Annotated in this window: 19 protein-coding genes and 4 pseudogenes; 12 read left to right on the top strand and 11 right to left on the bottom strand. The window is 68.2% G+C overall.

Going from position 1 to position 19,977, the window contains the following annotated elements; genetic code table 11:
- Together ABZ484_RS34820 and ABZ484_RS34825 are read right to left on the bottom strand one after the other, a co-directional pair.
- Nucleotides 1-234, bottom strand: a pseudogene (locus ABZ484_RS34820) (transposase); the annotation flags it as partial.
- A 51-nt stretch (nucleotides 235-285) separates the two neighbouring features.
- Nucleotides 286-390: pseudogene (locus ABZ484_RS34825) on the bottom strand (helix-turn-helix domain-containing protein); the annotation flags it as partial.
- 840 nt (nucleotides 391-1,230) lie between these two features.
- Between ABZ484_RS34825 and ABZ484_RS34830 the strand changes: the two are divergent.
- The gene (locus ABZ484_RS34830; RefSeq protein WP_358869968.1) at nucleotides 1,231-1,581 is read left to right on the top strand and encodes a hypothetical protein; all 351 of its coding nucleotides are present in this window, start codon (nucleotides 1,231-1,233) and stop codon (nucleotides 1,579-1,581) included.
- A gap of 58 nt (nucleotides 1,582-1,639) precedes the next feature.
- On the opposite strand, the gene ABZ484_RS34835 is transcribed toward ABZ484_RS34830, so the two are convergent.
- Nucleotides 1,640-3,382 carry a site-specific integrase gene (locus ABZ484_RS34835; RefSeq protein ID WP_358869969.1) on the bottom strand — a complete coding sequence of 581 codons (1,743 nt, stop codon included), beginning with the start codon at nucleotides 3,380-3,382 and terminating at the stop codon, nucleotides 1,640-1,642.
- 16 nt (nucleotides 3,383-3,398) lie between these two features.
- On the opposite strand from ABZ484_RS34835, the gene ABZ484_RS34840 reads away from it, so the two are divergent.
- Nucleotides 3,399-3,740 carry a hypothetical protein gene (locus ABZ484_RS34840; RefSeq protein WP_358869970.1) on the top strand — a complete coding sequence of 114 codons (342 nt, stop codon included), beginning with the start codon at nucleotides 3,399-3,401 and terminating at the stop codon, nucleotides 3,738-3,740.
- A 12-nt stretch (nucleotides 3,741-3,752) separates the two neighbouring features.
- Here ABZ484_RS34840 and ABZ484_RS34845 read toward each other — a convergent pair whose 3' ends face one another.
- Both ABZ484_RS34845 and ABZ484_RS34850 read right to left on the bottom strand, forming a co-directional pair.
- Nucleotides 3,753-4,214 carry a hypothetical protein gene (locus ABZ484_RS34845; protein WP_358869971.1) on the bottom strand — a complete coding sequence of 154 codons (462 nt, stop codon included), beginning with the start codon at nucleotides 4,212-4,214 and terminating at the stop codon, nucleotides 3,753-3,755.
- Between the two features lie 19 nt (nucleotides 4,215-4,233).
- Nucleotides 4,234-4,631 (bottom strand): annotated as a pseudogene (locus ABZ484_RS34850) (transposase family protein); the annotation flags it as partial.
- 154 nt (nucleotides 4,632-4,785) lie between these two features.
- Here ABZ484_RS34850 and ABZ484_RS34855 point away from each other — a divergent pair.
- The 9 genes from ABZ484_RS34855 to ABZ484_RS34895 all read left to right on the top strand — a co-directional run bounded on the left by ABZ484_RS34855 (nucleotide 4,786) and on the right by ABZ484_RS34895 (nucleotide 15,169).
- Complete coding sequence (locus tag ABZ484_RS34855; RefSeq protein ID WP_358869984.1) at nucleotides 4,786-6,288, top strand: glycoside hydrolase family 32 protein; 1,503 nt, start codon at nucleotides 4,786-4,788, stop codon at nucleotides 6,286-6,288.
- A 32-nt stretch (nucleotides 6,289-6,320) separates the two neighbouring features.
- On the top strand, nucleotides 6,321-7,664 hold the full coding sequence (locus ABZ484_RS34860) for an extracellular solute-binding protein (RefSeq protein WP_358869972.1): 1,344 nt from the start codon (nucleotides 6,321-6,323) through the stop codon (nucleotides 7,662-7,664).
- A gap of 53 nt (nucleotides 7,665-7,717) precedes the next feature.
- Nucleotides 7,718-8,593: a sugar ABC transporter permease gene (locus tag ABZ484_RS34865; protein WP_358869973.1), complete on the top strand. Its 876-nt coding sequence runs from the start codon at nucleotides 7,718-7,720 to the stop codon at nucleotides 8,591-8,593.
- Nucleotides 8,593-9,507 carry a carbohydrate ABC transporter permease gene (locus tag ABZ484_RS34870; protein WP_358869974.1) on the top strand — a complete coding sequence of 305 codons (915 nt, stop codon included), beginning with the start codon at nucleotides 8,593-8,595 and terminating at the stop codon, nucleotides 9,505-9,507. Before ABZ484_RS34865 ends, ABZ484_RS34870 begins: the two co-directional genes overlap by 1 nt.
- Before the next feature lie 7 nt (nucleotides 9,508-9,514).
- A complete protein-coding gene (locus ABZ484_RS34875) occupies nucleotides 9,515-10,543 on the top strand; it encodes a LacI family DNA-binding transcriptional regulator (protein ID WP_358869975.1) in 1,029 nt (342 codons plus the stop codon).
- Between the two features lie 201 nt (nucleotides 10,544-10,744).
- Entirely contained in the window at nucleotides 10,745-12,253 is a 1,509-nt protein-coding gene (locus ABZ484_RS34880; protein WP_358869976.1) for a glycoside hydrolase family 32 protein, read from the top strand.
- Between the two features lie 5 nt (nucleotides 12,254-12,258).
- Nucleotides 12,259-13,722 carry a glycoside hydrolase family 32 protein gene (locus tag ABZ484_RS34885; protein ID WP_358869977.1) on the top strand — a complete coding sequence of 488 codons (1,464 nt, stop codon included), beginning with the start codon at nucleotides 12,259-12,261 and terminating at the stop codon, nucleotides 13,720-13,722.
- Complete coding sequence (locus ABZ484_RS34890) at nucleotides 13,719-14,645, top strand: carbohydrate kinase (RefSeq protein WP_358869978.1); 927 nt, start codon at nucleotides 13,719-13,721, stop codon at nucleotides 14,643-14,645. Before ABZ484_RS34885 ends, ABZ484_RS34890 begins: the two co-directional genes overlap by 4 nt.
- Nucleotides 14,646-14,851: 206 nt before the next feature.
- Nucleotides 14,852-15,169, top strand: coding sequence for a hypothetical protein (locus ABZ484_RS34895; protein ID WP_358869979.1), 318 nt, complete (start codon nucleotides 14,852-14,854; stop codon nucleotides 15,167-15,169).
- Between the two features lie 300 nt (nucleotides 15,170-15,469).
- On the opposite strand, the gene ABZ484_RS34900 is transcribed toward ABZ484_RS34895, so the two are convergent.
- The 4 genes from ABZ484_RS34900 to ABZ484_RS34915 form a co-directional block, all read right to left on the bottom strand.
- Nucleotides 15,470-15,688 carry a hypothetical protein gene (locus tag ABZ484_RS34900; RefSeq protein WP_358869980.1) on the bottom strand — a complete coding sequence of 73 codons (219 nt, stop codon included), beginning with the start codon at nucleotides 15,686-15,688 and terminating at the stop codon, nucleotides 15,470-15,472.
- Between the two features lie 57 nt (nucleotides 15,689-15,745).
- Complete coding sequence (locus ABZ484_RS34905; protein ID WP_358869981.1) at nucleotides 15,746-17,164, bottom strand: MFS transporter; 1,419 nt, start codon at nucleotides 17,162-17,164, stop codon at nucleotides 15,746-15,748.
- Between the two features lie 112 nt (nucleotides 17,165-17,276).
- Nucleotides 17,277-17,843: an isochorismatase family protein gene (locus ABZ484_RS34910; protein ID WP_358869982.1), complete on the bottom strand. Its 567-nt coding sequence runs from the start codon at nucleotides 17,841-17,843 to the stop codon at nucleotides 17,277-17,279.
- Nucleotides 17,844-17,851: 8 nt separating this feature from the next.
- Nucleotides 17,852-18,271, bottom strand: a complete 420-nt coding sequence (locus ABZ484_RS34915) for a MarR family transcriptional regulator (protein WP_358869983.1) — start codon at nucleotides 18,269-18,271, stop codon at nucleotides 17,852-17,854.
- 260 nt (nucleotides 18,272-18,531) lie between these two features.
- Between ABZ484_RS34915 and ABZ484_RS34920 the strand changes: the two genes are divergently transcribed.
- Nucleotides 18,532-19,290 carry a transposase family protein gene (locus ABZ484_RS34920; RefSeq protein ID WP_358869985.1) on the top strand — a complete coding sequence of 253 codons (759 nt, stop codon included), beginning with the start codon at nucleotides 18,532-18,534 and terminating at the stop codon, nucleotides 19,288-19,290.
- Here ABZ484_RS34920 and ABZ484_RS34925 read toward each other — a convergent pair.
- Both ABZ484_RS34925 and ABZ484_RS34930 read right to left on the bottom strand, forming a co-directional pair.
- A complete protein-coding gene (locus ABZ484_RS34925) occupies nucleotides 19,282-19,518 on the bottom strand; it encodes a hypothetical protein (protein ID WP_358869986.1) in 237 nt (78 codons plus the stop codon). The genes ABZ484_RS34920 and ABZ484_RS34925 overlap by 9 nt on opposite strands.
- Before the next feature lie 211 nt (nucleotides 19,519-19,729).
- Nucleotides 19,730-19,977: pseudogene (locus ABZ484_RS34930) on the bottom strand (SpoIIE family protein phosphatase); the annotation flags it as partial.

Here is a 19,977-nt window from a genome sequence, read left to right on the forward strand (position 1 = left end):
ATCGAGTCCCGTGCCACCACCGGCAAACTCCTGCTGCTTCCCTGAACCAGGCACGAACGGATGACGGCGCTCCAGGTCCGCCAGGATCCGAAACGCCGTCGCCCGGCTCGGCTGCGCCACGACGCCCTCGCCGAACCGGGCGATCACCCGAGCCCGCGTCCGCGCGATCACCAACGTCCGCGAGGGCCGTGACTGGTCGGTGTGCTCGACGATCACTTCCAGGGCCGTTTCCACCCAGCGATCATCAACTGACGTCCCCCTGCTCAAGGACTGCTTCTTCCTCGGCGTCAGCCCGGCCTCTCCGTGCTCACGGAACTGAGCGATCCAGCGCCTCACCGACCGTGCGGCAACCCCCAGCTCTACCGCCTTCGCCGTGTACCGGTCCTCCAGCGAGGAGCCTGGCGCGTACGCGGAGCGCGGCTCCCCCTACCGGAGCGGTATCCGGCCTGCAGCTTGGCCGATCGCGACACCGTCAAGGTCGACGGCCCGGAGCTCGTCCACCAGCTCCGGCGCGAACAGCCGCTCGCGTCGGAATCCGGTAAGGAAGCGGGATGTTCTCCAGATCGATGGCGGAAGGTTCGCTCCCTACCTTGTAGTGCCACTGGCGGTCGGCCATCGCCTGCCGCGTCTACTCCAAGGTCGAAGCGGCCTCAGGGGCCGACAGCCGGCACCGCGGCTGGACGCCCACCACCACAGGGCCGCGCTCGGTGCTCAAGAAGTAGTCCGGGTTGTAGTGCCGCTGTCCCTTGTACCAGCGAAACGTCCGCCACGGTGCGGCCGAGCGCATCAGATCGAACGAGGGTGACGAGCGGCCCCCGACCTCGTCGACTGCACTATCCGTACGGCGAATACTGAGAGTGCTCGCGGCACCGCCCATGGCGTCCCCCAGCGCGGGCCGGATGCCGATCGGCCCTCCTGCCAACAGACTGTCCATAGGACGCCTCTGCCACGTCTAGGTCACTCCAAAGAGTGAACAGGCTGATCAGGCAGTCTCACATCCGTGTCCGTCCGGCCACGGGCTGTCCGTTTCCCCTGAGATTCGGCCACGGGATCTGAGATCCCACACTGTTGATGCTCGGGGCTGCTGTGGGAGGTCTGCCATGCCCCGTGGCATCTGGAGTGGTGCGATCAGCTTCGGGCTCGTGACTTCTCTGAACCAGGACCTCGTACGGATCACTGGGCGACAGGGCCGGCTGGTTAGGGCCGAACGTCACCTGCGACGATTCGGCTGTGAGCTACGACCTTGCTGTGTGGGACGGTGAACGCCCACTCGACAATCATCAAGCGGGCTCGGTTTACGACCAGCTCTATGCGCGCTACCTGGAGTCGGATGATGTCGTTGTGCCGCCGGCGCCGCGCATCGTGGCCTATGTCGAGGCGCTCGTCGGGCGGTACCCGGACGACGCCGACGGCAGTGTCGTATGGGCGTCGCCACCAGTGATCGATGAGGCCTCGGGGCCGATCGTGTACCTGCTCATGTCCTACAGCAAGGCTGAGGAGGTCTCTGAGTACGTTGCTTCGCTGGCGCGCGAGCACGGGCTCGTCTGCTTTGATCCGCAGGGGGAGTGCCTGCTGCCGTGAGTTGCCGATGCCCCAACGAACGGACCAGAGGCTGGTAGGGCGCCCGACTTGGTCCATGTCATCGTTCCTTCCGCAGAGCGGGCAGGCCGAGGTTCACCAAGCTGCCGGAGGACGCGGTATCTATCTGGCTGATCTTGGATTCGGCGCCGGCCAGGCTGACGCGGAGCCCTTCGATCTCACCGAGCCAGCCCTCCCTTTCCGCCTCGGCGATGCGGGAAACGAGGTTGTCCCTGATTTCCACCAGCCGACCGCGCTGAGTGGGGTCGGGGCGAAGTAGAGAACAGCGGACGCAAGCGTGCTCGTGGACGCATGCGGTGCCGTAGGCGCGGGCGCAGGTGCCGACGGAGAGCTTGCGGCGCTCGAAGTGGCCGAGGGAGTCCCACTCAGCATCGGTGGGGGTGCGGTATTCCTCTGCCGGGCGCAGAGCACGGCGGCGGGTGATGAAGGCGCGGTGGGCTTCGATGGTCTCTTCTGGGTAGATCGCGTTGTAGCCCATCGTGGTGTTGATGTTGGCGTGGCCGGCGATGACCTGCGCGATGTGAGGCGGGAGGCCAGAGCGGATGGCATCGGTGATGAACAGGCGGCGGAAGTCGTGCGGCGCGAAGACCAGAGGCTGGCCGGTTGAGTCGGTGAGGCCGATGAAGGCGAGGACCTCTCCCAGCGCGCTGCGGATGAACTCGCCCGACATGCGGGATCTCTCGCCGCCGCGGTCCCACTGGAACAGCAGCGGGGACGGTGGGTTCCAGACGCGTTCCTCATAGTCGTAGGCGGACAGGAGCGGGATGGCTCCGGTCCGCGGGTCGCGGACACGTCGGATGATGGTGGCCAGGACGTCGGCCAGTTCTGGGCTGACGAGCACGACTCGCTCCTGGTCGGTCTTGGAGGGAGCGATCTGCAACAGTGGGACGATCTCGCCGGTGGTGGGCAGCCGGTACTGAATCATCGCGTGATGGCTGAGCTCCGGCATCTCCTCGATGCGGGCGCCGGTGTGGCGGAGGAATTCCACCGCGGCCCAAGCCCAGAACGCGCGATGCTCGGCCTGGCCGAAATGGCGAAGAGTGCCCTGTTCGTCCCGCGCGCCAGCGGTCGTCGCGTTCTTGGTGCGGACGAAAACCGCGTCGCCGATCATGAAGGTGGCACCGGGGGAGACGGCAAGCAGGGCCTGAAGGCGGGCCGATTGCTTGGCGTGGTGATCGGCCGCAGCCCGGACGAAGGTCTCCAAGACGGGCAGTCGCTCGCGCGTTCGCTGATCCATGCGGGCCTTCCGCCGCCTGACGCGCTTGCGATCGGAGACTTCAGCCTCCTTGATCGGACAAGGCGCTGCCCAGGGTCCCCATCGGGTGGGTTCCTCGGCCGCCCAACGAGCGATGTCCAGGTAGAGAGCCCGCACCGCCACGAGTAACTGGTCGTATTCAGCGCGCTCGACGAGCGTCTCTTCCACGGTGCCGTCCGGCCGTTTCCGCCGTTGGATCCTGGTTCGGAACCGCTCCTTCCACGCGGCGGCGACCCCGGGCGGCAAGTCGAAGGAGGCGATGCCTGGATGGTGTATCTCCGGGTCGGACCAGAAGTTCCTGGTCAGGTTGCGGGCGAGGTTGTCGAGAGTGCTGTAGTCCAGTCGTGGCTGGCGTTCCTCCAGGTAGTCGATCAGCAGCTCGCGGATCGGTGAGCAGGCCACGCCGTGCCGGTCGACCAGCTGGGTGCAGGTGAGCTGAGCGGTGACGTTGTTGAGGAAGCGCAGGGTCACCGGGGCATCAGAGGGCATGGTCCCCAGGTCCCGCAGCCACGAGAACGCCTCGCTCACCGATCACTACCGTGGCATGGTGCTGGCGGATCTCGTACTGGTCTGCGGAGTGTTCGGCAATATCACTGACGCGGACATCGAGCGGACTGTCGACGCGTGTTCCCGGTTGTGCCGGACCGGCGGCACCGTCATCTGGACTCGCCATCGCGGCGCTCCCGACATGGTGCCGCTGATCTGCGAGTGGTTCGAGACGCGCGGGTTCGAACGGCAGTGGCTTTCGGAGCGGGACGCGGGCTTCGGCGTCGGTGCGCACGTTTTCACTGGCGAACCGCAGCTGCTCGTTCCGGGCATGCACTTGTTCTCCTTCGTCGGATACGACGTGCTCAGGCAAGCGAACGTGCAGGCGGGAGATGCCTGACAGGGGCTTTGGTCAGCTGCATGATCCGATCACGGTGGTTCGCGGTGCGGGAAGGCGGCTGACTCGGCTCGCTCCCTCGGCGGTTCCACGGAGCCGGATGATCTCTGCGTGCTGTGCGGCGAGCCGGGCCAGGGCCTGGGTGCGGAAGTCCGTGAGCTCGTCGACCTCATCCTCTGCCTGGGCCAGCCGTTCCTTGAGCTTGGCGTTCTCCGCCTTGAGGCGGATGATCTGGGCTTCGCGGGGGTCGGGGATTTCTCCGGCCTGCTGCAGGGCTTGAAGGCGTCGTTCGAACTCTTCGCGGAGGTGCGTGTAGGGGCGGGTGCCGTAGAGGGCGGTGCGGTCGACGCCCGCTTCGCAGGGAAGGGTCTTGACGTCGCACTTGCCGCCGGGTGGAATTTCCCCGCGCAGGAGGCGGTCCATGGCGGCCCGGATGCGGTTCTCGTTCCCGGTCCGCTGGGCTGCGGAGATTCTCATGCAGACTCCTCGTCCGCGGTGCGAGGACCTGCACGTTCATCCCGTGATGCTTCTTTCCGGAGTAGTACGGCCGGTCTGCGGCGATGCGGTCGCTCGGCAGCACGGTGCCGTCGAGGATCGGGTACGCGTTCTTCTGGACAGTCGACATGGCCTGTTCCAGCGTGGCGCGAGGGCGACCAGGAGGTCGACGACCTCGCGTATGTAGCGGTAGGCCGTGGCGATCCCGATGCGGAAGCCTGCGGCGAGGCGGGCGTAGGTGTCGCCGCAGCGCAGGTGTGCCAGAACGAGCAGGGCCTGCCGGCCGCAGATGAGGCGACGCCACCTGGGGCCGATGCGGGGGCGGTGACCTGCGAGGAGACCGGAGAGGTGTTGCAGGGTGCGGCTGGACGGATCGATGCCGGACGGGTAGACAAGCACGCGCAAGCTCCTGACGGGCTGGTGATCTTGGCCGTGAAGCCACCTACCAGGAGCTTTCGTCATGCCCGCCGCCGGGGCCGCCGCCCAACCGTCCGGCAGGTCGGAAGCGGCTCACTGTCTGGTAGACGCCTCGTTTCCCTGGCGTAAATTTCTCATGCTCAAACGCTTGACCACTGCGAAACCGTGCTCCTACTCTGCTGCTCAAACGTTTGATCGGGAGGGTGATGTGCGAGGCAGCGTGTTTTTCCAGCCAAGCGATGGCTGGGTGGGAGATGTCATCCCCTTCGAGCGGGACGGTGAACTGAACCTCTTCTACCTGCACGAGCACCGTGCGCATCCCAAGCCCGGTACGTCCTGGTCCCTGGCGGCCACGCGCGATCTGGTGCGGTTCGAGGACCGCGGCGTCGCGTTTCCCCACGGGGCCGATGACGAGGGGGACTTCAACGCCTACACCGGGAGCGTCGTGCGCGACGCCGACGGCACGTACCACCTCTTCTACACCGGCCAGAACCCACGGTTCACCGGCGCCGAGGGGCAGCCGCTGCAGCTCGTCATGCACGCCACCGGCGATGGCGACCTCACCTCGTGGACCCGGCACCCCCAGCACACCTTCGGCGCCCCCGACGGATACGAAAGCGCCGACTGGCGGGACCCGTTCGTTTTCCGAGACGAGGAGCGCGGCGTATGGCGGATGCTCATCACCGCCCGCCACACGGAAGGGCCCGAGCGGCGCCGGGGAGTGATCGCCGCCTGTGAGTCCGACGACCTGGTGACGTGGAAGCCGGCCGAGCCGGTCTGGGATCCGCGGCGCTACGTCGCCCACGAATGCCCCGAAGTGTTCGCGCTGGGGGAGTGGTGGTACCTCGTCTACTCGGAGTTCTCGGAGTCGTTCGCCACGCGGTACCGGATGGCCAGGAGCCCCGAGGGGCCCTGGCAGGTACCCGAGCGGGACACCGTCGACGGGCGTGCCTTCTACGCCGCCAAGTCCGCGGAGCTCGGCGGACGCCGCATCTTCTGCGGGTGGATAGCCAGCCGGGAGGGCGGCACCGACGACGGCGCCTGGGAGTGGGCGGGCACGCTCGCCCTCCTCGAGGCGAGGCAGAACGCCGACGGCACGCTCGCCTTCGCTCCGCCCACGGAGATCCTCGACAGCTTCACCCAGGACGTCGTGATGGATCTCGCACCCGTGGCGCTGAGCGCCCCCGACGGCTTCGAATGCGTCGTGTCCGAGGCTGTGCTGCCCGACCAGTGCCTGGTGCGGGCCGAATTCACCGTCGAGCCCGGCGCCGTCGAGTGCGGCCTTCTGCTGCGCACCGCCCAGGACGGTGATCAGGGTTACGTCCTACGGCTCGAACCGCGGCGCGGCCGCATGGTCCTCGACCGCTGGCCCCGGCGTCGTACCGGCGATGCCCAATGGCAGATCTCCGGCGACGTCCCGCACGTCATCGAACTGGAGCGGCCCGTCGATCTGTCCGGCCGCACGCACACCCTCGAAGTGATCCTGGAGGGCGACCTCGCCGTCGTCACCCTTGACCGGCAGACGGTTCTCAGCACCCGGCTCTACGACGTCCGCCACGGACGGATCGGATTCTTCGTGGGTGACGGGCAGGCCGAGCTGCTTGATCTGGCCGTCCGCGTACGGGAGGTGTCCGGATGAGTGATCCCTGCGAGTCTGAAAGGAGGAAGTCCGTGCGCAGACCGTTCGCCGCCGCCGTCATGACCCTCGCCCTCTGCCTCGTCGCTTCGCTGGCGGGCTGCGGCACGAAGAGCGAAGGGGTGTCCGCCGGTGACGTGGACCCCGTGGGGGCGGTCGAACCCCGCGAGATCTCGTGGCTGTTGTCGCGTCCCGCCGACGGCGCCGTCATCAAGGTGATGCGGGAGCTCGCCGACGAGTACGCCGCCGCCCACCCGGGGTTCAAGCTCCGCTTCATCACCACGCCGGACCGGCCCTCCTACATCCAGAAGTACGAGACGCTGGCCGCCGCGGACAAGCTGCCCGAGCTGTTCGATACCGACGCGACACCCTTCGCCCGCAAACTCGCGCGGCAGGGCCGGATGATGGACGCTTCGAAACTGCTGCGCAGCCTCGGCCTGTACGACAGCTACCGGCCCGCGGCCCTCGACTACCAGCGGTTCGACGACGGGTCGCTGTACATGATTCCGTTCGAGTACCAGGGCGAGTTCTTCTGGTACAACAAGGCGCTCTTCCGGGATGCGGGCGTGCGCGTGCCGAAGTCGCTCGACGACTTTCCCGCGATGTGCCGGGTCCTGCGACGCTCGGGAGTCACCCCGATCGCGCTCGACGGGCAGGACCAGTGGCCGCTGGAGCGGTACGCGGCGTACCACCCGTTCCGTACCGCAGGACCGCAGTACGTACGTCAACTCAAGCAGGGCAAGGCGAAGTTCAGCGATCCCCCCGGTCGGGCGTCGGCCGAGTGGCTGGCCGAACTGGGCAAGGCCGGCTGTTTCCAGAAAGGGTTCTCGTCGGTGGGCTACGCCGACGCGCAGAACCTCTTCACCTCCGGCCGCGCAGCCGTCTACAACATCGGCACGTGGGAGCTGCGCAGTCTCGCGACGAGCGCGCTGGACGCCAAGGTCCGCGGCGACGTCGACTTCTTCCGGCTTCCCGTGACGCGCGACGCGGTCACCGGCGCCAACGAGTTCGTCACGCCGTCGGGTATCGGCATGGCGGTCAACTCCCGTACGTACGACCCGCTGGTGCGCGACTTCCTGAAGTTCGCTCTCACCCGCTACCCCGCCCGGTACGCGGCCGCCGGCGAGCTGTCCCCGACGTCCGACGCCAAGACCGTGCTGCCCGACGACGCGACCCCGCTGTACGCCCGCGCGGTCGCCGCCGCGGGCGACGTGGGCCACGACATCACCGTGCCCTGGGACACCCAGCTCGACCCCACCTCCAACACCAAGTTCCAGCAGGAACTCGTCCTGCTCGTCCAGGGCGACGTGTCACCCGGCTCCTTCGTCTCGACGATGGACTCGGTCATCCGGCGCAACGCGCCGAGGTACGCCCGATGACCGCCGCGGCGCCCGCCCGCCGGCCACGTCGCGGGACTTCCAGAAGGGCCGCCATGCTTCCCTCCCGCTCCCGACTCACGGTCGCGCTGTTCCTGCTGCCGCCTCTGCTGCTGTACGGCGCCGCCGTGCTGCTGCCGATCGCGCAGTCCCTCGTGCTGTCCTTCTTCACCTGGGACGGCATCAGCGAGCTGCGCTTCGCCGGACTGTCGAACTACGCGTTCATGCTCACCGAGGGCGACTTCTGGACGGCTGTCACGAACCAGCTCGGCTACCTCGTCGTCTGCCTGGTCCTGCAGCTCGGCGGCGGGCTCGTCGTCGCAAGCCTGCTGCTGACCCTGACGCGGGGGCGTGAACTGGTCAAGGTGCTGTACCTGCTGCCCGCCGTGATCTCGACCGTCGCCATCGCCCTGCTCTTCCAGCGCATCTACTCGCTCGACCCCGAAGGCCCCGTCAACCACCTCCTCGGGCTCGTCGGCCTGGACAGCTTGGAGCGGCCCTGGTTGTCCGACGTGCACACGGTCCTCGCCGCGGTCTCCGCGCCGGAGGGCTGGCGGTTCATCGGGCTCTACACGGTGATCATCTACGCCGCACTGCTGACTGTCCCCCGGGAGCTGGAGGAAGCCGCCCGGCTCGACGGGGCGAACCAGTGGCAGATCTTCACCCGGATCCGCTTCCCCTACATCCGGCCCGTCTGGATGACAACGTCGATCATGGCGGTCACGTACGCGATGCGCGGCTTCGACATCCCCTACCTGCTCACAGGCGGGGGCCCCGGCCAGTCCTCCGAGCTCGTCACCACCTACATGTACAAGACCGCGTTCCTGAGCACGGACTACGGCTACGCCAGCGCCATGTCCGTCTTCATCGTGGTGGAGAGCCTGGTGGCCGTCGGCCTCATCGTTCTCGTCCTTCGGCGGAAGGCCGTCTGATGTCCACTCTCACCTCCGTACGCCCGCTGCCCGGGCCGGCCCGCGAGCCGCACGGCGCGCCTGCCGCGCCGCGTGCCGGCCGCCGCAGGCCGAACGTGTACCGCGTCCTCTCCCGGGTGATCATCGCGTGCCTCGTCGTCGTGCAGGTCTACCCGCTGGTGTGGCTGTTCCTGAGCAGCGTGCGCACCGAGCAGGACTTCGCCTCGGCCAACCCGTTCAGCCTGCCCACGTCGTTCACCCTCGACAACTTCGCCCGCGCCTTCGACCATGCCGACCTCGGCCGGTACATCCTCAACAGCCTGATCGTGACGCTCGGCGCCGACGCCCTGATCGTCGTGTGCGGGCTGATGGGGGCGTACGCGATCCAGGTCCTCGGCTTCCGCTTCAGCAACGCGGTCCGCGCCCTGTTCCTGCTCGGCATCGTCGTCCCGGTGCAGATCGCGCTCGTGCCGCTCTTCATCGACTACGCCCAAGTCGGCCTGCTCGACACCTACCTGGCGATGATGATCCCGCTGGCCGGCTTCGGTCTGCCGATGTCGCTGTACCTGTTCTCCTCGTTCTTCAGCTACATCCCGCGCGAGATGTACGAGGCGGCGTCCCTTGACGGTGCTGGACCGTACCGCATCTTCGCCCGGATCACGCTGCCGATGTCGGTCAACACCGTCGTGACCGTGGTGATGGTCAACAGCATCTTCATCTGGAACGACTTCGTCTTCGCCAACACCTTCGTCCTGTCGGAGGGCCTCAAGACGATCCCGGTCGGCCTGCAGAATTACATCGGAGCGATGGGCAAGACCGACTGGACGGCGACGTTCGCCGGAGTGTGTGTCACCGTGACACCGCTCCTGCTCGTCTTCCTCGTCCTCAACAAGGCGATGATCTACGGGCTGGAAAGCGGAGCGACCAAGGGATGACAAGGCGATGAAGAGCGAAGGCGGCGCACACCGAGCCGTCACCATGCGGGACGTAGCCCAGGCCGCCGGAGTGTCGGTGTCCACCGTCTCGCACGTCGTGAACGACACCGGTGCACGGATCGGCGCCGACGCGCGCGAGCGGGTGCGCCGGGCGATCGACGAACTCGGCTACCGGCCCAACGCCATGGCCAAGAACCTCGTCAAGGGCAGCTCCCGGTTCATCGGCCTGGTCGCCGACGCCATCGCCTCGACCCCGTTCGCCGGGCAGATCATCCACGGCGCACAGGACGAGGCGTGGCAGCACGGCTACGTCCTGCTCGTCGCCAACACCGAAGGCAACGCGCCGGCCGAGGCCAGCGCCCTGTCGATGATGTGGGAGCACAAGGTGCGCGGCATCCTCTACTCGACCTGGTACCACCGGGCCGTCGACCTTCCCGAGGGGCTCGTCGAGCCGGACACCGTGCTCGTCAACTGCTACAGCGACCGCCGCCCGCTGCCGGCCGTGGTCCCCAACGAGCGCTCCGGCGGTCGCGACGCAACCCGGATGCTCCTCGAACAGGGGCACCAGAGGGTGGCCTTCCTCAACACCAGCACCCCGTCGCCGGCACGGGACGGGCGACATGAGGGCTACCGGCAGGCACTACGCGCCGCGAAGCTCCCCTACGACCCCGCCCTGGTGGTCGACGTACAGCCGGACCAGGAAGGCGGCTACTCGGCCGTCGACCGGGTCGTGGCGAGCGGTGCGAGTGCCGTCTTCTGCCACAACGACCGGGTGGCCATGGGGCTTTACGACGGACTGCGCGAGCGCGGCCTGCGCATTCCCGACGACCTGTCCGTCGTCGGATTCGACAATCAGGAGGTCATCGCCGCGCATCTGCGGCCTGCCCTGTCCACAGTCGCTCTGCCGCACTACGAACTGGGGCGGCGCGGTGTGCGCGTCCTGCTCGGCCTCGACAAACCGAAGGGCAGCGAGCCGATGGCGGTCGACTGCCCCTCCGTACCGCGCAGTTCGATCTCCCGACCGTCCGAACGGTGAGCTGCCGCGATCGCTTGTGCCGCGTTCACGACGAGCCGGCCGCCTGACTTTCTGACCACGTGACCCTCTGCCCCTGACAGCAGTCCCTCGCAATGCGGCAGCCGGAGCACCGCCGTGCCCGGCGTCGCTTCTCCGCACGCCCTCAGCCGTCCGTAATACGGCATTCATCCGCAATCGTCTCCATCATCGAGGAGCCGTCCCATGCCCCGTGTCTCCCGGCGCACCCTGCTCCGTTCCCTGGGCGCCACCGCCCTGGCCGCGGCCGCCACCCGCATCCCTGTCGCCGTCGCCGCCGAATCGCTGCGTGCCGTCTACCACTTGACGCCGCCCGCGGGCTGGCTCAGCGATCCGCAGCGGCCGATCCACGCGGGCGGTGATTACCACCTCTACTACCTGCACAGCGACCAGAACAACGCCCCGGGCTGGTGGCAGCACGCCACCACCACCGACAGCGTCGCATTCACCGACCGCGGCACGGCGATACCTCTGGGCCCCGACTTCCCCGTATGGACCGGCTCGGGCGTCGTGGACGCCACGAACACCGCGGGCTTCGGAGCGGGCGCCGTGGTCGTCCTCGCCACCCAGCCCACCGGAGGCGACCGCTACGACCAGGAGCAGTACCTCTACTACTCCACCGACAACGGGTACACCTTCACGGCGTACGGCCCGCCCGTCATCGACAACCCCGACCACAACGACTGGTTCCGCGACCCGAAGATCCACTGGGACGCGGCGCGCGGCGAGTGGGTAGCGGTCATCGGCCGCCAGCAGGCCATCTGGTTCTACACCTCGCCCGACCTCGTTCACTGGACCCATACCTCGGTGTTCGGCTACTCCAGCCCCAACATCGGCGGGATGGAGTGCCCCGACCTCTTCGAGATGACCGCCGACGACGGCACCCGCCACTGGGTCCTCGGCGCCAGCACCCAGGGCGACTACAGCGGGCAGCCCGACACCTACGCCTACTGGACCGGCACATGGAACGGCACCACCTGGGTCAGCGACAACCGCGACCCGCAGTGGCTCGACTGGGGCTGGGACTGGTACGCGGCCGTCACCTGGCCGAACGCGGCCGCCCCCGACACCCGCCGCTACGCCCTCGCCTGGATGAACAACTGGCAGTACGCCGCCCGCACGGTCCCCACCGACCTGAGTGACGGCTACAACGGCCAGATGTCCGTCGTGCGCGAGCTGTCCCTTGCCAGGCAGCCGGAGGGCTGGTACACGCTCCTGTCGCAACCGGTGCCGGCCTTGCACGACCATGTCTCGCGCACCCTCCCCCTCGCGGACGTCACCACAAGCGACAGCGTCGTCCTGTCCTACCAGGGCACGGCCTACGACCTCGAACTCGACGTCTCCTGGCAGCAGCTGAACAACGTCGGCGTCTCCGTCGGCCGCTCGCAGGACGGGACACGCCACACCAACATCGGCGTCTACCAGGGCTCCGTCTACGTGGACCGCGGCCCCTCGGACCGGGCCGACTTCTCCTTCGGCAACCACCAGCAGAGCAACGCCCCCATCGACCCCGCCGCCCGCTCGGTGCACCTGCGCATCCTCGTCGACCGGCAGAGCGTCGAGGTCTTCGTCAACGCGGGCCACACCGTCCTGTCCCACCAGGTCTACTTCCAGCCCGGCGACACCGGTGTCTCCGTATACGCGGACGGCGGCAGCGCCACCTTCTCCAACATCGTCGTACGCGAGATGAGCTGACCCCTGTGTCGACAGCAGCGCGGGACCCCCATCTGCCCGCCTACCACCTGCGCCCACCGCGCAACTGGGTCAACGACCCCAACGGCCTCGTCTTCCACGACGGCCACTACCACGTCTACTTCCAGTACAATCCCTACAGCGCCCGCCACGAAGCCATGCACTGGGGCCACTTCCGCTCCGCCGACCTCGTCCACTGGCAGCTGCTGCCGCCCGCCCTCGCCCCGACGCCAGGCGGCCTCGACGCGGACGGCGTGTGGTCCGGAAACGCCGTCACCGCACCCGACGGAGACCTGATCGCCTTCTACTCCGCCCGCAGATCCGACCGGTGGTACCAGCCGATCGCCGCGGCCCGCTCCCGGGACGGCGGCACCACGTTCGCCAAACGCGCGCAGCCGCTGATCGACGGACCACCGGCAGCGGCAACCATGTTCCGCGACCCGTACGTGTGGCGGGACGGGGAGCGCTGGCGGATGCTCGTCGGCGCAGCCCTGGCCGACGGCCGCGGAGCAGCCCTCCAGTACGAGTCCGAGGACCTGGACACCTGGACCTACCGCGGCCCACTTTTGGCCCGCCCGCCCCAGCCGCTGCCGGGCGGGCGGGACACCGGCAGGGGCTGGGAGTGCGCCCAGTACGCGCCGTTCGCCGACCGGCGCGGCGCCCTGCTGGTCAGCGCCTGGGACCCGGACGACGGTGCCCAGTGCGCGGTGGCCTGGAGCGGACACGAGGAGGACGGCACGTTCGCGGCAGATCACCCGCAACTCCTCGACCACGGACCCGACTTCTACGCCCCCGCCCTGCTACCCGCCCCCGACGGCAGGATCCTGATGTGGGCCTGGATCTGGGAGGCCCGCGACGAACCGCGGGTCGGCGCGCCCGGCGAGTGGATCGACAGCGCGGGCTGGGCCGGGATGCTCAGCACCCCGCGCGAACTCACATTGGGCGACGACGGCGTGCTGCGGCAGCGCCCCGCCGCCGAGATCGACGAGCTGCGCGGGGCCCGACGGATCCGGGCGCGTGGCAAGGCGCCCTCCGTGCTCGGGTCCATCGGCCGGGCCGCGGACCTCACGGTCACCCTCCCTGCCGAGGGCGGCCTGCGGATCTCGACCTCGGCGGATGCTGCCGAGTTCTTGGCCTTCGCACGCGACCGCGAGACGGGGGATGTCCTCGTCAGCCGGGATCATGCTTCGCTCGACCATCGGGCGAAGCGCGGCGCGTGGCGCCTGCCCGCGCGGCCAGGCCCTGTCGATCTCAGAATCCTCCTCGACCACTCGGTCGCCGAGGTCTTCACCGCCGACGGCCAGGCACTCACCCTTCGCTTCTACCCGGTCGGCGGCACGGCCGCCTGGCGCGTAGCGGTCACCGGATCCGGACGCCACTCCGTGGACGCCTGGGACGTGGACGCCACAGCCCTGAAGGACAAACGCCGCACCCCGGAGCACCCCACCCCCCAGACGGAGGCCCTCTCATGACAGCAATGGTGGTCGGCGAAGTCCTCGTCGATCTCGTCTGGCGAGGCGGCGAGCGCACCATCGAGCCGCATGCCGGAGGCAGTCCCGCCAACGTCGCGATCGGACTGCACCGCCTGGACCATCCCGTGAGGTTCACGACCAGTTGGGGCGACGACCCACCCGGCGACCTGATCGCCGAGCACCTCGCCGGCGCGGGCGTCGTCGTCGACCAAACCCCGGCCGCCTCGGACCGCACCCTGGTCGCACTCGCCTACGTGGATGAGGACAGCGGCTCCGCGCGCTACGACTTCCTGGGCGACTGGGCCCCGCTGCGGATCGACGTGCCTCTTGAGGTGACCCTGCTACAGACCGGTTCGCTCGCCATCGTCAAGGAACCCGGCGCGGCCCGAGTGCGGGAGGCTGCTCGCACCGTCCGGAACCGGCCCGGAGGCATCGTCGCAGTCGACCTGAACGTCCGCCCCGCGGCGCAACCCGACCGGGCGGCCTATCGCGAGTCCGTGCATGCCATGGTGCGGGAGGCGGACGTGGTGAAAGCCAGCGACGAGGACCTTGCCTGGCTCTACCCCGATACGTCCCCTGAAAGGGCGGCCCGTGCCTTGCTCGAGCGGGGACCCCGACTGGCGGTGGTCACCTGCGGCGGGGCGGGCGCCTACGGTGTCATGGACGGCGCACAGGCATGGTGCGCACCGCCCGCGGTCGACGTCGTCGACACGATCGGAGCGGGCGACTCCTTCCAGGCAGCGCTGCTATCGCAACTCTGGTGCTCCACTCCCGGTGGAGGGCACACCGTGTCGTTCCCCGAAGACGAACACGCCCTTACCCAGTTGCTGCGTAGGGCTGTCACCGCAGGCGCCCTTGCATGCGAACGTGCAGGGGCCCAACCGCCCACCTCCATCGAACTGCAGGCCGCACTCGCGTGCTGACCAACACGGTTGCCTCGAACTCTCAGAACAGACGGACCAGGCGAACGACGTCGAGGCGGAGCGTCTGGCGCAGGACCGCGGAGCGAGGGAGGGCGAGTGATCCCCGGACCGCACCGGATGAAGGGCGGCGCGGCCCGGCTCGGCGCGCTGCCCGGTCGGGTCGGCCCCTTCGGCCGTACGGCGCCGAGGCGCGCGATCCTGGAGGCATGGAGATCGAGGTCCTGGTCGTGCCCGACTGCCCGCACCAGCAGCTCGCGGAGAAGCGGCTGCGGGAGGTCCTGGCCGCAGCCGGGCTGCCCGACACCAGCTTCACTACCCGGATGGTCACCGACGAGGCCGAGGCCGAGCGGACGGGCTTCACCGGCTCCCCGACGATCCTGATCGACGGCCGCGATCCGTTCGCCGAGCGCGGCGCCGTTCCGTCGCTGGCCTGCCGGATCTACCGCAGCCCCGCCGGCCCGGCCGGAGCCCCTAGCCTCGACCAGCTCCGCCGGGCCCTCGAAGCCGCCGCCGGCGCGGGCTGACCGCCCAGCCCGGCGGCCCGGGCGGTGCGGGCGTACGGTGCCGGAGGGGCACCGTTACTCAAGATCAATCTCGGCGCCAACCACGGTTCCATTGATCTACCGACGCCAATTGCATCGGATGCGAATAGGCGACACCCGTCCTGGACGCGGGCTCAGGACCGCATGGACGCGGTCCCACCAGGGTCGCTGACCTCGGAGCCACGGTAGCGGTCTTGCTGGCGGTTATCTGCGGGCCTCACTCCATCGAGCGATTGAACTGCGAAGATGCCTCCGAGTCGCATCCGATGCGAAATTCTCGCGTCAGATGCGATAGACGGAGAGTGATAGCGGATGGGTGGGGATGGTCTCGTTCCAGGGTCTGCTCGGCTGCACCTGATCGACGGTCTGCCGTTGCTGCGGCCGGACGAGCAGGTCTTCAAGGCGATGATCAAAGGCTGGCGCAACCAGCAGCTCGCCCGGAACCTCTCGCCGGGATACGTCGATGACCAGGAACGTACGGTCCGGGCCTTCATCAGGCATGCCAATGCGATGCCGTGGCAGTGGACGCCGCAGCACGTCGACGAATGGTCGGCCACTTCAAGTCCCGGTCGGCTGGTCCGGGCGGTTTCGCAGGGTTCGGTCGGCCAGGGTGAGGGTGGTGAGGCCCAGGCTGATGCCGATCATGATCCAGGCGATGAGGCGGATGCCGTGGTCGCTGACCTGGTGGTGGAAGACGATGCCGGTGATGGCGGAAGAGGCGATCGAGCCGACATACCCGAAGGTCCGCAGCAGACCGGCGGCGGTGCCGAGTTGCTCTTGCGGCGCGTGGGTGTAGAGCGCGGTCTGGTAGCCGGCGACGGCGAATCCCGTGGAGGCGCCGAACACGAGGGTGAGGACGGCGATGACGCCGATCCAGACGTTGGAGTCGAGCAGGAGCACACCGGCGGAGCCGGCCAGGGCGGTCAGGGCGGCGGCGATGACGGGGCCGCGCACCATGTTCCGGTGCGAGATCAGCGCGATCACGACCCCCGAGACGAGGGTCATGGGCAGCAGGAGCAGTCCGGAGGCCGACTCGCTGTAGCCGCGTACCGCTTCGACCCACTGGGTGACGCCGTAGAGCACGACGTACTGGCAGAGCATGAGCAGCCCGAAGAGCACGTAGGTGTTGGTCAGCGCTGGGCGAGTGGCCAGCAGGCGTACGTCGATGAAGGGGCTGGCCGCTCGCAGCTCCCACAGGATGTCGGCGGTCCACAGCACGATAGCCAGTGCCAGTATCCACCAGTGGGTGGTGGGGAGTTCGAAGAGGAAGACCAGCAGGGCCAGCATCGCGGCGGCGAAGCCGACGATTCCCGTCACGTCGAGGCGCGAGGCGACCTCGCGGAGTCGGAATCCTTTCAGCGGCCCGTCGGCCTCGACCCAGGCGAGGGCAGTCGCGAGGGCAACCAGGGCGACTGGGACGTTGACGAGGAAGACGGCTCGCCAGCCGAGGCCGCTGACCAGGAGGCCGCCCACAGGTAGACCCAGGGACGCGGTGGCGACGCCGGCGATCTGGAGGCCGCCGAGCACGCCGCCCGGCGGCTGTTCCAAGCCCGCTTCGCGGGCACGCTTGCGGATCAGCAGCATTGCAGTCGGGTAGGCGCAAGAGGTGCCTATGCCGATCAGGATGCGGCTGATCAGCAGGGTGAGCAGGTTTTGGGCGACGCCGCCGATCAGTCCGCCCACTCCTACGGCCACGATCCCGGCGATCAGGACGCGGCGAGGCCCGAAGACCTCTCCGGCCTTCCCGGCCGTGGGCTGCGCCACCGCGCTGGCCAGGTACAGGGCCGTCACCAAGGTGGCGGTCTGGCCGATCGGCACACCGATGCCGTGCGCGATCGGGACCAGGGCAGTAGCGATCAGCGAGCTGTTGACCGGGTTGAGCGCCGAGCCGACGTACAGCGGCGTGAGGAAACGCCATGTGAACGCGTGTTCCTGTGTCGTGTGGGTCGGCGCCGTGGAAGCGGTCTTTGACGGCATGCTGAACTTCCTTGCCGCACGCCTCGGCGCGCGCATCGGTGGATCTTCGCTCCGCATTCGGGCTGCCGGTCGGGCGTCTTCGCCAAGCGGTGGAGCTGAGAGGCTGTGTGCGTCACCGGGCGCGTACGGTGAGCAGCTTGATGATGTCTTCGGTGCTGCCGGTCTCCGCACGCTGGGGGAAGTGGTGGGTCACCGAGAACTCGTGCCGGGCCAGGTCGGGGTCGCTCATCGCGTCGGTCGGGGTGGTCACGTGGAAGCCGAGTTCAAATGCCTGCTGGACGGTGGCGGCGACGCCGTCGCCGGTCGCGACGCCGGTGACGACCACCTGGGTGACGCCCTGGCTGCGGAGGTAGTCCTCAAGGTCAGTGCCGGTGAAGGCGCCTGGGGTGCGCTTGGTGATCCGCTTTCCGGCCTCACCCAGCTCGGGCACGACCGGCAACGCCTGTTCCGGCATCACGAACGGCGCGCCGTCCGGGTTGTGGTCGCTTCGCGCGCCTGGGGCGGCCGCGACGTTGACGAGAACCACCGGCAGGCCGTGGCCGCGGAACGCATCGGCGAGCCGGGCGGATCGGGCAACGACGTCGGCTGCTGCGTGAGGCGCCATGTCGACGCCGATACTCCCGGCCTGGAGGTCGATGACGACCAGAGCGGTCTGGGAATCGAGGGCGGTGATGGGCATCGGGCTCCTTAAGGGAACAGGCGATCGAGGATTTCATGAGCCTCGGCGAGGGTCCGTTGCTCGGCCGGAGAGAGGCCCCGGAGTTGCTTCGTGAGCCAGTCGGTACGCGCACCGCGCCCCTCGGCGATCAAGGCCCGGGCCTCGTCCGTGACGGCGACAACCTTTTGACGGCCGTCATTGGGGTCTGGAGTGACGGTGACCAATCCCTGCTCAAGAAGGACACCGACCGTCGCACCCATGGACTGGGAACGGACGCGCTGCCGCTTCGCGAGCGCGGTGATCGTCAGCGGGCCCTCGCGAAAGACGTACCCCAGCGCTTCCGACTGGCTGGCGCTCAGCCCCATCCGGCCACCCTGTTCGCGCAGCGTGCGCTGGGCTCGCCCGAAGACCTCGCGCAGCGATTGTGCCAGGTCAAAGGTTTCGGTCATGTGTTCAGCCTAACGTATATGAAGGCAACCTACAAAGGTTGCCTTCATATGTGGCTGGCCGTCCGCCCGGACGGACATCCAGGCGGCTCACCGTCGGGCCTTGCGGCACAAGGCTCGCCGGGGCCCGTCCGCGGATCCACCACGGCAGCGTCAAGAGCTTTTCCAACTTGACTCTGGGGCTGGCCGGTTGGGGTGACACCTGATGAAGCCCCTGGTAGATGGCTTTCGACCAAGAGAACCGTCTCCACCAGAGGCTTCACGTGCTTGCCTACCCGTCGGGCGTCGACGTGTCCAGTTCTGCCTTGCGTTTCCTCTCCCAGCAGTTGCGGCGGCATCGCCGCCAGATCGGCTCACACTGGCGACGTCTGAGCGCCGGCCGTCGAGCCATGCTCACGCTCGCCCACCTGCGGGTAGGCCACACCTACGCTCAGCTCGCAGCAGGGTTCGGTGTCGGAACAACCACGGCTTACCACCACGTCACGGAGGCCGTCGAGCTCCTGGCCGCCCTCGCCCCCAGCCTGGCCGACGCAATGTGGACCTCGTCAGTGAAGGCGTATCTGATCCTGGACGGCACGCTCCTGCCGATCGACCGCATCGCAGCGGACCGCCCGTTCTACTCCTGCAAGCACAAGAAACCCGGGATGAATGTCCAGGTCATCGCTGGCCCCTTGGGGCGACTGCTGTGGGCCTCACTGCCCGGCGCCATCCACGATGTCCGTGCCGCCCATGAACACGGCATCATCGACGCCCTCACCCGGGCCGGCATCATGTGCTGGGCCGACAAGGGCTACCGGGGCGCCGGAGGAACGGTCCGCATCCCGTGCTGGGGCCGGTGGAAGACCCTTTCCGCAGGCCAGAAGGCCGCGAACCGATCCCACGCGAAAATCCGAGCACTGGTCGAGCAGGCCATCGCCACCCTCAAGTCCTGGCGACTCCTTCGCAAACTGCGGTGCTCGACCACCCCGACCACCAAACTCGTCCATGCCATCCTCACCCTGCATCTGATCAGCTCAGAGTGAAGACGGAAAAGGATCAATGACTGCCCCGCCGATCGCGATGGAGGCGAACGAGTGCAGGAAGCCAGTGGCGAAGAAGTGCTCGCGGATCCAGGCAAGGGTCACCGCGCGAAGATGATCGTGCCCAGAGGTCACAAGCCGGAATCGGCGGCTCTGTTCGTACTCACGCCGTGCTTTTCCTGGCTTACCGGCACGTTGCAGGCCGATCCGCAGGACACCGAGTTCGACCAAGGCGAGATCGTTGCGTTCCCGACTCCTGCGCAGACTGCGGCGAGACTGGCAACGCGTTCCTGGGCACGCTCACGTTCTGTGACGTCCACCAGGGCGGCGGCGATCCCTGGAACGGTCTGACGGGTGCCTTGCAGCCGAAAAATGGATACGTGGATTGCGTTCGGATCGCAACGTCTGCCTCCTGTCGGATTGCCGGCGTACGCGATAGCGCCAGCACGACCAGGTCGTCCTGGCGCTCACCGTCGGTCCACCGCGAGACGCTCCGGACAAGGGCGTCGACGAGTTCCTTGGGATGCGCACGCATACGCCGTGTCAGCGTCGCTGTGGGGTCGTAGAAGCTCCCGTGTCGGTTGCGGGCCTCGAGTACGCCGTCGGTGAGCATGAGGACGGTGGCGTCGGGGGGCAGAAGATAAGTGTCTGGAGTGCTGTCGTAGGTTTCGGGTAGTCCGGTGCCGAGCG

Source organism: Streptomyces sp. NPDC006393, from assembly GCF_040628575.1.
Classification (GTDB): Bacteria; Actinomycetota; Actinomycetes; order Streptomycetales; family Streptomycetaceae; genus Streptomyces.